Source organism: Pseudomonas sp. SDO55104_S430 (genome assembly GCF_054070595.1).
Map to the genome: position 1 here is coordinate 1 of NZ_JBSVXG010000207.1, position 9,946 is coordinate 9,946.

The 9,946-nt window shown below is 61.2% G+C and carries 11 protein-coding genes; 9 read left to right on the plus strand and 2 right to left on the minus strand.

What is annotated here, in order from left to right:
- Positions 1 to 69: 69 nt before the first annotated feature.
- Both ACW9JE_RS24785 and ACW9JE_RS24790 read right to left on the minus strand, forming a co-directional pair.
- Entirely contained in the window at positions 70 to 789 is a 720-nt protein-coding gene (locus ACW9JE_RS24785) for a FadR/GntR family transcriptional regulator (RefSeq protein ID WP_224540404.1), read from the minus strand.
- A 187-nt stretch (positions 790 to 976) separates the two neighbouring features.
- Positions 977 to 2,713 carry an IlvD/Edd family dehydratase gene (locus ACW9JE_RS24790; RefSeq protein WP_457434232.1) on the minus strand — a complete coding sequence of 579 codons (1,737 nt, stop codon included), beginning with the start codon at positions 2,711 to 2,713 and terminating at the stop codon, positions 977 to 979.
- A gap of 193 nt (positions 2,714 to 2,906) precedes the next feature.
- Between ACW9JE_RS24790 and ACW9JE_RS24795 the strand changes: the two genes are divergently transcribed.
- The 9 genes from ACW9JE_RS24795 (at position 2,907) to ACW9JE_RS24835 (ending at position 9,865) form a co-directional block, all read left to right on the plus strand.
- Positions 2,907 to 4,229, plus strand: coding sequence for an MFS transporter (locus ACW9JE_RS24795; RefSeq protein WP_457434233.1), 1,323 nt, complete (start codon positions 2,907 to 2,909; stop codon positions 4,227 to 4,229).
- 165 nt (positions 4,230 to 4,394) lie between these two features.
- Positions 4,395 to 5,387, plus strand: a complete 993-nt coding sequence (gene araD1 / locus ACW9JE_RS24800) for an AraD1 family protein (protein ID WP_224540397.1) — start codon at positions 4,395 to 4,397, stop codon at positions 5,385 to 5,387.
- A 10-nt stretch (positions 5,388 to 5,397) separates the two neighbouring features.
- Positions 5,398 to 6,978, plus strand: a complete 1,581-nt coding sequence (locus tag ACW9JE_RS24805; protein ID WP_457434234.1) for an aldehyde dehydrogenase (NADP(+)) — start codon at positions 5,398 to 5,400, stop codon at positions 6,976 to 6,978.
- 181 nt (positions 6,979 to 7,159) lie between these two features.
- A complete protein-coding gene (locus tag ACW9JE_RS24810; RefSeq protein WP_224540393.1) occupies positions 7,160 to 7,453 on the plus strand; it encodes a DUF5629 family protein in 294 nt (97 codons plus the stop codon).
- Positions 7,446 to 8,615 carry a lactonase family protein gene (locus ACW9JE_RS24815; protein WP_457434235.1) on the plus strand — a complete coding sequence of 390 codons (1,170 nt, stop codon included), beginning with the start codon at positions 7,446 to 7,448 and terminating at the stop codon, positions 8,613 to 8,615. Before ACW9JE_RS24810 ends, ACW9JE_RS24815 begins: the two co-directional genes overlap by 8 nt.
- Positions 8,616 to 8,770: 155 nt before the next feature.
- Positions 8,771 to 8,950: a hypothetical protein gene (locus ACW9JE_RS24820; protein ID WP_224540390.1), complete on the plus strand. Its 180-nt coding sequence runs from the start codon at positions 8,771 to 8,773 to the stop codon at positions 8,948 to 8,950.
- Positions 8,951 to 9,157: 207 nt separating this feature from the next.
- Complete coding sequence (locus ACW9JE_RS24825) at positions 9,158 to 9,283, plus strand: hypothetical protein (protein ID WP_263488061.1); 126 nt, start codon at positions 9,158 to 9,160, stop codon at positions 9,281 to 9,283.
- Between the two features lie 115 nt (positions 9,284 to 9,398).
- Positions 9,399 to 9,611: a hypothetical protein gene (locus ACW9JE_RS24830; protein ID WP_224540389.1), complete on the plus strand. Its 213-nt coding sequence runs from the start codon at positions 9,399 to 9,401 to the stop codon at positions 9,609 to 9,611.
- Positions 9,608 to 9,865, plus strand: coding sequence for a hypothetical protein (locus ACW9JE_RS24835; protein ID WP_224540386.1), 258 nt, complete (start codon positions 9,608 to 9,610; stop codon positions 9,863 to 9,865). The genes ACW9JE_RS24830 and ACW9JE_RS24835 overlap by 4 nt, the downstream gene beginning before the upstream one ends.
- Positions 9,866 to 9,946: the final 81 nt, after the last annotated feature.

Here is a 9,946-nt window from a genome sequence, read left to right on the forward strand (position 1 = left end):
AGACGACTCATGTATCGGCTGGCACGACGCCTTCGCGAGCAAGCCCGCTCCCACAGTTACAAAGTTGTGTCAGGAAGGATCTGCGCCCAGCACCACATTCAACGCACTCCGCGCATCATCCAGCTGCACCAGCGTCGCATGTCGCGCACCCAGGGCATCGCGGTTTTCGATGGCCGTGAGAATCGCCTTGTGCCGTGGCAACGCCAGTTCATGCAGGTTCGGCCGCTGGTTGGAGTGTTTCAATGCTTCGGCGATTGCCACCGAGAGCATGTTGCACAGGTTGGCCAGCAGGTCGTTGTGGGTGGCGTCGGCGATGCGGCTGTGGAAGTCCAGGTCCGGTTGCAGCAGGGCTTCGGGGGTCGGGGCGGCTTCCATGCGTTGGTAGGCTTCGCCGATGGAGGCGATGTCCGCGTCGGTGGCGAATTGTGCGGCCAGGGCGGCGGCGGCGGGTTCGATGATGCTGCGCACACTGGTCAGCAGGTCGAAGAATTCATTTTGCGGGCTGCTTTGCATCAGCCAGTGCAGCACATCCGGGTCAAGCATGTGCCAGTCCTTGCGCGGCTTGACCACGGTGCCCACTCGCGGACGCGAGTACACCAGGCCCTTGGCGACCAGCACCCGGGTCGCTTCCCGCAGCACCGGCCGGCTGACGGCATATTCCTCGCACAACAGGGCTTCGGCCGGCAGTTTGTCGTCCGGCAGGAAGCGTCCGGAGACGATGTGCATGCCCAGTTCCTGAACGATGCGCGAATGCATGCTTTTGCGGTCGGAGGGTTTGCGGTAATCCATGGGGAACGGGGCGGTCCTGTGCACTTGGGGATGTCGGGCATGATAGCAGGCACGACGCAAACTTGAGCTGGGCACCAATCAAATGGGGGAGCGGGCTTGCTCGAGAAAGCGTTGTACCGTCCAACATCGATGTCGTCTGACACACCGTCTTCGCGAGCAAGCCCGCTCCCACAGGGGTACAGCGTTATTAGTGGGAATGACGCGGCACTTCAGCCCCGCGGCAGCCAACCAGGAAGTCGAAGTCGCAGCCCTGATCCGCCTGCATCACATGGTCGATGTACAGCTGGCGATAACCACCCACCAGCAGCTGTTGCGGCGGTTGCAGATCCGCCATGCGCGCTGCCAGCTCTGCATCCGGAATGTCCAGATGCAGACGACCGCTGGCGCAATCCAGTTCGATCCAGTCGCCTTCCTTCACCGTCGCCAGAGGCCCGCCAGCCGCCGCTTCCGGCGCCACGTGCAAGACAACGGTGCCGTAGGCCGTGCCGCTCATGCGCGCATCGGAAATGCGCACCATGTCTGTCACGCCCTGGGCCAGCAGCTTGGCCGGCAGGCCCATGTTGCCGACTTCGGCCATGCCCGGATAACCCTTCGGACCGCAGTTCTTCATCACCAGGATCGAGCTGGCATCCACTTCCAGTTCCGGATCGTTGATCCGGGCTTTGTACATGTCGAAGTTCTCGAAGACCACCGCACGGCCGCGATGCTGCATCAGCTCCGGCGTGGCGGCGGACGGCTTGAGAACCGCACCCAGTGGCGCCAGGTTGCCGCGCAAGACGCAGATCCCGCCGTCGGCGCGGATCGGGTTGTCGAGGGTGCGGATCACTTCGTCTTCGCCATAGATCGGCGCGTCCTTGGTGTTCTCGCCGATGGACTTGCCATTGACGGTCAGGGCGTTCGGGTTGGGGATCAGGTTGGCTTCGCCGAGACGTCGCAGCACCGCCGGAAGGCCACCGGCATAGTAAAACTCTTCCATCAGGAAGCGACCCGACGGTTGCAGGTCGACGATGGTCGGCATGCCGCGACCCATGCGGCTCCAGTCGTCCAGATCCAGATCCACGCCGATGCGCCCGGCGATAGCCTTGAGGTGGATCACCGCGTTGGTCGAACCACCGATGGCGGCGTTGACGCGGATAGCGTTTTCGAAGGCTTCCTTGGTCAGGATCTTCGACAGCTTCAGGTCTTCGCGAACCATCTCTACCGCGCGCATGCCGGACATGTGCGCCAGCACGTAGCGACGGGCATCGACCGCAGGAATCGCCGCGTTGTGGGGCAGGGAAGTGCCCAACGCTTCGGCCATGCAGGCCATGGTCGAGGCGGTGCCCATGGTGTTGCAGGTGCCGGCTGAACGGGACATGCCGCCCTCGGCCGCGAGGAAGTCGTCAATGGTAATGGTGCCGGCCTTGACCTGTTCGCTGAGCTGCCAGACCACGGTGCCCGAACCGATGTCCTTGCCCTTGTGCTTGCCGTTGAGCATCGGCCCGCCGGTCACCACGATGGCCGGAACGTCGCAACTGGCTGCACCCATCAGCAAAGCCGGGGTGGTCTTGTCGCAACCGGTGAGCAGCACTACGCCATCGATAGGGTTGCCACGAATTGCTTCTTCGACGTCCATGCTCGCCAGGTTGCGGGTGAGCATGGCAGTCGGGCGCAGGTTGGATTCGCCGTTGGAGAACACCGGGAATTCCACCGGAAAACCGCCGGCTTCGATCACGCCGCGTTTGACGTGCTCGGCGATCTGACGGAAATGCGCGTTGCAAGGGGTCAGTTCCGACCAGGTATTGCAGATGCCGATGATTGGCTTGCCTTGGAACTGATGGTCAGCGATGCCCTGATTCTTCATCCAGCTGCGGTACATGAAGCCGTTCTTGTCGGCGGTGCCAAACCATTGGGCGGAACGCAGGGTGGGTTTCTTATCAGACATGATCGACTCTCTTATTGTATGACTATATTGTTCAAGCTGAAGCGTAACATAAGCTCAATTTGCTCGGTTTGGAAGTGTTGTTGAGTAAATAGTATTACTATATAGTCGTTTTCAGCGGAGGGATGGCCCTGACGGTTTGCCGTGAGAGGCGTCCCCCGAGGTTTTATAAAAACAACAATCGGAGACCGAGCTCATGAGCCAGGAACTGCGGCTTATTCGCCGCATCACGCTGAAACTGATTCCCTTCCTGATCCTGCTGTACCTGATCGCCTACGTGGACCGATCTGCCGTGGGCTTCGCCAAGCTGCACATGGGCGCCGACATCGGTCTGGGTGATGCGGCTTACGGCTTGGGTGCAGGGCTGTTCTTCATTGGTTACTTCCTGCTGGAGATCCCCAGCAACCTGATGCTCGACCGCTTCGGCGCCCGGCGCTGGTTCGCGCGGATCATGGTCACCTGGGGCGCCATCACCATCGGCATGGCCTTTGTCCAGGGGCCGAACAGCTTCTATCTGATGCGCTTTCTGCTCGGCGCGGCGGAAGCCGGCTTCTTCCCCGGTGTTCTGTATTACATCACCCAATGGTTCCCGGTTCGCCATCGCGGCAAGATCCTCGGCCTGTTCATCCTGTCCCAGCCGATCGCGATGATGATCACCGGGCCCGTGGCCGGCGGCCTGCTCGGCATGGACGGCGTACTGGGTCTGCACGGCTGGCAGTGGCTGTTCATCGTCATCGGCGCCCCGGCGATCCTGCTGACCTGGCCGGTGCTGCGCTGGTTGCCGGATGGCCCGCAACAGGTGAAGTGGATGGACCAGGCCGAGAAGGACTGGCTGACCGGCGAGTTGCAAAAGGACCTGCAGGAGTACGGCCAAACCAAGCACGGCAATCCGCTGCACGCCCTGAAAGACAAACGCGTGTTGCTGCTGGCGCTGTTCTACCTGCCGGTGACCCTGAGCATCTATGGCCTGGGCCTGTGGTTGCCGACCCTGATCAAGCAGTTCGGCGGCAGCGATCTGGTGACCGGGTTCGTGTCATCGGTGCCGTACATCTTCGGGATCGTCGGGCTGCTGATCATCCCGCGCAGTTCCGACCGTTTGAATGATCGCTATGGCCATCTGGCAGCGCTCTATGTGCTCGGTGCCCTGGGTCTGTTCTTCAGCGCCTGGCTGTCGGTGCCGGCGCTGCAACTGGCGGCCCTGTGCCTGGTGGCGTTCTCGCTGTTTTCCTGCACGGCGGTGTTCTGGACCTTGCCTGGTCGTTTCTTCGCCGGCGCCAGCGCGGCGGCGGGGATCGCCCTGATCAACTCGGTGGGCAACCTGGGCGGCTACATCGGCCCGTTCGTGATCGGCGCGCTCAAGGAGTACACCGGCAACCTGGCTTCGGGGCTGTACTTCCTGTCCTGCGTGATGGTGTTCGGCCTGATTCTGACGGGCGTGGTGTATCGCAAGCTGGAAAAGAAGCATGTGTTGCCGGTGGATGAGTTTGCGGCCAGTGCTCGGGGTGCGACGCGTACTTAAGGCCAACAAAAATCAAAGGTGGGAGCGGCGGTGCGACGATTCGACTTGCTCGCGAAGGCGTCGGTACATCCAACATATTCGGTGACTGACACTCCGTCTTCGCGGGCAAGCCCGCTCCCACAAGGGTTCTGCAGTGTTCTGAAGAATTGTTGAAGGAGAAACTTCATGCGTTTGGTTCAATTCGAATTGAGTAACGGCGAACGCCGTGTCGGCGTGGTCGAGGGGGCGCAGGTCCTGGAAGTTCGCGAGGCGAAGACGGTTCGCGACTTGGCCTTGGCGGCCATTGAGGCGGGGATCAATCTCGAGCAACAGGTCCAGGCCCTGGGCCTGGGCTCCAGCCACGACTACGCCGAGCTGCTGGCGCAACTGCGCATCCTGCCGCCGCTGGATCATCCGGACCCGGCGCACATGCTGGTCAGCGGTACCGGCCTGACCCACCTGGGCAGCGCCTCGGCACGGGACAAGATGCACCAGCAGGCCGGCGACGAAGCGGCGATGACCGACACCATGCGCATCTTCAAATGGGGCGTGGAGGGCGGCAAGCCGGCGCAAGGGCAGGCCGGTGTGCAACCGGAGTGGTTCTACAAGGGCGATGGCAGCATCGTCGTGCGCCCGGGTCAGCCATTCCCGCTGCCGCCGTTCGCCGAAGATGCCGGTGAAGAGCCGGAGCTGAGCGGCCTTTATGTCATCGGTCAAGACGGCAAGCCGTATCGCCTGGGTTTCGCCGTGGGCAACGAGTTTTCCGATCACGTCATGGAGCGCAAGAACTACCTGTACCTGGCCCATTCCAAGTTGCGCAGTTGCAGCTACGGCCCAGAGCTGCGGGTCGGCGAATTGCCCCAGCACCTGGCCGGCACCAGCCGGATCCTGCGCGACGGCGAAGTGCTGTGGCAGAACGAGTTCCTCAGCGGCGAAGCCAACATGTGCCACAGCCTGGCGAACCTGGAATTCCACCACTTCAAATACAGCCAGTTCCTGCGTCCGGGGGATGTGCACATTCACTTCTTCGGCACCGCGACCCTGTCTTTCGCCGACGGCATTCGCACACAGCCGGGCGACGTGTTCGAGATCAGCCAGGCCGAGTTCGGCGCACCGTTGATCAATGGCATCGAGCCGGTAGAGTCGGCGTTCGAACCCGGCACCATTGGCACATTGTAAGGAGCAATACATGACCCAGATTCTTGGTCACAACTACATCGGCGGCCAGCGCAGCGCATCAGGCAGTATCAAGCTGCAAAGCATCGATGCCGAGACCGGCGAAGCGCTGCCCCATGATTTCATTCAGGCCACGGCCGAAGAAGTCGATGCCGCCGCCAAGGCTGCAGCTGCGGCGTACCCAGCCTATCGCGGCCTGAGCGCCGAACGCCGGGCGCAGTTCTTGGACGCGATCGCCAATGAACTCGATGCCCTGGGCGATGACTTTGTAAGTGTGGTGTGCCGCGAAACCGCCTTGCCCGCGGCGCGGATCATCGGTGAGCGCGGGCGTACCAGCGGCCAGATGCGTCTGTTCGCCAGCGTGCTGCGCCGTGGCGATTTTTACGGCGCGCGCATCGACCGCGCGTTGCCCGAGCGTCAGCCGCTGCCGCGTCCGGACCTGCGCCAGTACCGCATCGGCCTCGGCCCGGTGGCGGTGTTCGGCGCGAGCAATTTCCCCCTGGCATTTTCCACCGCCGGCGGCGACACCGCTGCCGCCCTGGCTGCCGGTTGCCCGGTGGTGTTCAAGGCCCACAGCGGTCACATGGCCACAGCCGAGCAGGTTGCCGATGCGATTATCCGCGCGGCGGAAAAAACCTCGATGCCCGAACGTGTGTTCAACATGATCTACGGCGGCGGGGTCGGTGAACTGCTGGTCAAGCATCCGGCGATCCAGGCCGTGGGTTTCACCGGTTCGCTCAAGGGCGGTCGCGCATTGTGCGACATGGCCGCGGCGCGTCCGCAACCAATCCCGGTGTTCGCCGAAATGTCGAGCATCAACCCGGTGATCGTGCTGCCCCAGGCCTTGCAGGAGCGCACGGAAACCATCGCCCGTGGCCTGTCGGCTTCGGTGGTTCAGGGCTGCGGCCAGTTCTGCACCAACCCTGGCCTGGTGATCGGCATTCGTTCGCCGCAGTTCAGCGCGTTCCTTGCGCAATTGGCGGACATGATGGCTGACCAGCCGGCGCAAACCATGCTCAACGCCGGCACCCTGAGCAGCTACGGCAAGGGCTTGCAGAAGTTGCTGGATCATCCGCGCATCGAACATCTGGCCGGTCAGCCGCAGCAAGGTCGTCAGGCGCAGCCGCAACTGTTCAAGGCCGATGTCAGCCTGTTGATCGACGGCGACGAGGTGCTGCAAGAGGAAGTGTTCGGCCCGGCCACGGTGGTGGTGGAAGTGGCGGATCAGGCACAACTGAGCGCCGCGTTGAATGGCCTTCACGGTCAACTGACCGCGACCATCATTGGTGAACCTGCGGATTTCGAACAGTTCGGCGAGCTGACGGCGTTGCTGGAACAGAAGGTCGGGCGGATCCTGCTCAATGGATATCCGACCGGGGTCGAGGTCTGCGATTCGATGGTTCATGGCGGCCCGTACCCGGCGACCTCCGATGCGCGCGGTACTTCGGTCGGCACCCTGGCCATCGACCGCTTCCTGCGCCCGGTGTGTTTCCAGAACTACCCCGACAGCCTGTTGCCGGACGCGCTGAAAAACGCCAACCCGCTGCGTATCCAGCGCCTGGTGGACGGCAAGCCCTCGCGCGACGCCCTCTAACCGCAATCCCCCTGTAGGAGCGAGGCTTGCCCGCGAAGAGGCCGGTACATTCAACTTGGATGTTGACCGGTACACCGTCTTCGCGGGCAAGCCTCGCTCCTACAGGGAATGCAGTCGCGCCTGCGGATTGCAATCCACATTGAGCTATCATTGCGTCTTTCCCCTCCAAAGATCGACTGCCATGACTGCTGTAACCGATACCCTGCTCAACGCCCTCGAACACTGCGGTATGGTGGAAATCGACGGGTTGCATGCCTTCGAATTCGCCCTCGATGAAGACGACAACCTGCACATTGAATGCATCGATGGTCGCAACGCCCTGCACTGGGAATTCACGCCTGCGCAGATCCAGGCCGCCACCTTCGATCAGTCTCTGCAAAGCTGGCTGATCAAGGACAACGAAGGTGAGCACCGCCTGGTGTGCGTCGGTGATGTCATCAGCGGTGACAACGAAGACGATGAAGCGGATGCCTAAGCTCTGGCCCCTGTTGATCGCCGGCAGCATCGGCGCGATAGGGATGCAGGTCGCGGCCGCCGAAGACTGGCAATTGCTCGTCGGTTCCTACACCGCCGGGCAAAGCCAGGGCCTCTATCGCCTGAGTTTCGACAGCGCCACCGGGCAGATCAGCCCCAAACCGCTGCAAGTGATCAAAAGCGAAAACCCGTCCTGGCTGACCCTGTCAAAAGATCAGCGACACCTGTTCGTGGTCAACGAAAACGGCCCCGGCCAGAAAGATCCGGTAGGGCGGGTCAGCAGTTACGCCATCGACCCCAAGAGCCTTGAACTGCGCCTGATCAATCAGGTGCAGAGCCTGGGCAATGAGCCGACCCATTCCAGCCTCAGCCTCGATGCCAGCCACCTGTTCGTCAGTAACTACTCGGTGGCCGAGGACCCGGGCGGCACCCTGGTGGTGTTGCCGGTCGATACCGATGGCGCGCTCAAGCCGGTGGTGCAGATGAGCAGCCATCCAGCCAGTCGGGTCAATCCCGAGCGGCAGATGTCGGCTCACGTGCATTCGACGGTCCCGTCGCCGGACGGCCGCTACGTGTTTTCCAACGATCTCGGTGCGGACAAGGTGTTCGTCTACCGTTTCGACCCCAAAGCCAATCCCGACCTGCCATTGACCCCGGCGACCCCTGCCTTCGTGCAGTTGCCACCCGGCAGCGGTCCCCGGCATCTGCTGTTCAGCGCCGATGGCAAGCACGCCTGGTTGACTATGGAAATGAGCGCCCAGGTGGCGGTGTTCGATTACCGCGACGGCAAACTCGAGCAGACGCAAATGGTCGATCTGGCGGCCGGCCAACCGGTGTCGGACAAGGCCGCTGCCGCATTGCATGCCTCAAAGGATGGCAAATTCCTCTATGTCAGCAACCGTGGCACCGCCAATCAGTTGCTGGTGTTCGCTATCGACGCGGCAACCGGGCATCTCAAGGAACTGCAACGGCGAGCGGTGGAGGGGGATCATCCGCGGGAATTCAGCCTCGATCCCACGGGCAAATTCCTGTTGATCGCCAATCAGAAAAGCAACGCGATCGTTGTCATCGAGCGCGATGTGAAGACCGGTCTGCTGGGCAAAACCGTGCAAAAACTACCGATGGATGCCCCGAGCGATCTGAAATTCCTGCTGCGACAATAGACCGCAGGCCCCGGTTTATGGGGCCTGCAGCTTTCTATCAATGAGGCTGATATTTGGTAATGCTACAAAGCATTTCAAGGCTTCGTTCCTCGAGGCGTAAGTTTGCTTCACGGCCCAACCGGGCAAGCAAGCCAACTGACTTCGAGGAATACCCCATGAATTTCAATCTCTTCTCCATCATCGCCGCCTCCGCCATCTCGGCTTCCGTTGCTCTGCCTGCCAGCGCCAACGCCGAAGTCAGCGACAAGAAATCCCACACCCAGAGCTACACCCAGAAATACCTGCAACAGAGCGCCAACTTCTACGCCGCACTGGATCACAAAGCCCAACACTGAAATTGTCTTCCTGCACCTGATATGCAGGAGCGAAGTCACTTGCCGACAGGGACCCGACCCCCTCGAAAGCTCAAAGTGATGTCGCTCCTGCATAGCTCATTTCCGACAGCATTAAATGGCCATTAAGGTATCGCTTGATATCACCTTGCCACCCGTTTAAATTTGACGCGGGTTTATTGACTCCTTCTTTGGACAAGGATCGACAATATGGCAATGCGTCTGGCCGTGGTGCTGCTGTTTCTCTATTCCACCCCGATTCTTTCCGCTGCCGCCCCCATTTCCGGGGAGCCTGAGGCTGCGCTCGAGCGCTTGATGAGCTTTATCGATGACTGAGATAGTCTCGTTTAATGATCAACGCCGGTGATATTCGCTATAGACAAGCGTTGTTGGTGATAGGTGCTTTTTTGACCGATTCTGTGGACTCTGAAACATGCCCACGGAGTTCACCATGGCCAGCGCAATCATTACTTCTGCCAAACACGGCGCCTATGTGGCCATCGGTCTTTACCTGGTCATGGTGCTGGTTATCAGCCTTTCGCCGCAATCGCAGCAAACCTTCGAGCCGCCGATTCAGGTCGCACACCCAGGTATCCAGTTTGAACACCGCGCCAATCAGGTCGTGGCAGATCAGGCTGACTTCTCGGGAGTTGGCGGAGCATGAACCGTTGCAAACTCTTGATCATCGCCTTCCTGGCATTCATCACTAACGGATTTTCCCTGCTGGGCATCGGGCAGGGCTCGATAGGCGGGGTGGCGCGGGCCATGGAAGCCAACCACAACATGGCACGCAACATCGAGACAGCCAAGGCCATGGGGATGCTGGCCGGCAACCCGCCGAGCAAGTCCGATAGCGGGTTTTTCGGACCGTTCACCATCGATTGCTCGGTGGTCGGGATTTGCGAAATCCTGGCGTGAAACACCCCACCTGTAGGAGCGAGCATGCTCGCGATGGTCGTCAACGATAACGCGGGGCATCTGATACCCCGCGGCGTCCCA

Coding starts and splice junctions, on each gene's coding strand:
- ACW9JE_RS24785 (WP_224540404.1), bottom strand. CDS start 789: ATGGATTACCGCAAACCCTCCGACCGCAAAAGCATGCATTCGCGCATC.
- ACW9JE_RS24790 (WP_457434232.1), bottom strand. CDS start 2,713: ATGTCTGATAAGAAACCCACCCTGCGTTCCGCCCAATGGTTTGGCACC.
- ACW9JE_RS24795 (WP_457434233.1), top strand. CDS start 2,907: ATGAGCCAGGAACTGCGGCTTATTCGCCGCATCACGCTGAAACTGATT.
- araD1 (WP_224540397.1), top strand. CDS start 4,395: ATGCGTTTGGTTCAATTCGAATTGAGTAACGGCGAACGCCGTGTCGGC.
- ACW9JE_RS24805 (WP_457434234.1), top strand. CDS start 5,398: ATGACCCAGATTCTTGGTCACAACTACATCGGCGGCCAGCGCAGCGCA.
- ACW9JE_RS24810 (WP_224540393.1), top strand. CDS start 7,160: ATGACTGCTGTAACCGATACCCTGCTCAACGCCCTCGAACACTGCGGT.
- ACW9JE_RS24815 (WP_457434235.1), top strand. CDS start 7,446: ATGCCTAAGCTCTGGCCCCTGTTGATCGCCGGCAGCATCGGCGCGATA.
- ACW9JE_RS24820 (WP_224540390.1), top strand. CDS start 8,771: ATGAATTTCAATCTCTTCTCCATCATCGCCGCCTCCGCCATCTCGGCT.
- ACW9JE_RS24825 (WP_263488061.1), top strand. CDS start 9,158: ATGGCAATGCGTCTGGCCGTGGTGCTGCTGTTTCTCTATTCCACCCCG.
- ACW9JE_RS24830 (WP_224540389.1), top strand. CDS start 9,399: ATGGCCAGCGCAATCATTACTTCTGCCAAACACGGCGCCTATGTGGCC.
- ACW9JE_RS24835 (WP_224540386.1), top strand. CDS start 9,608: ATGAACCGTTGCAAACTCTTGATCATCGCCTTCCTGGCATTCATCACT.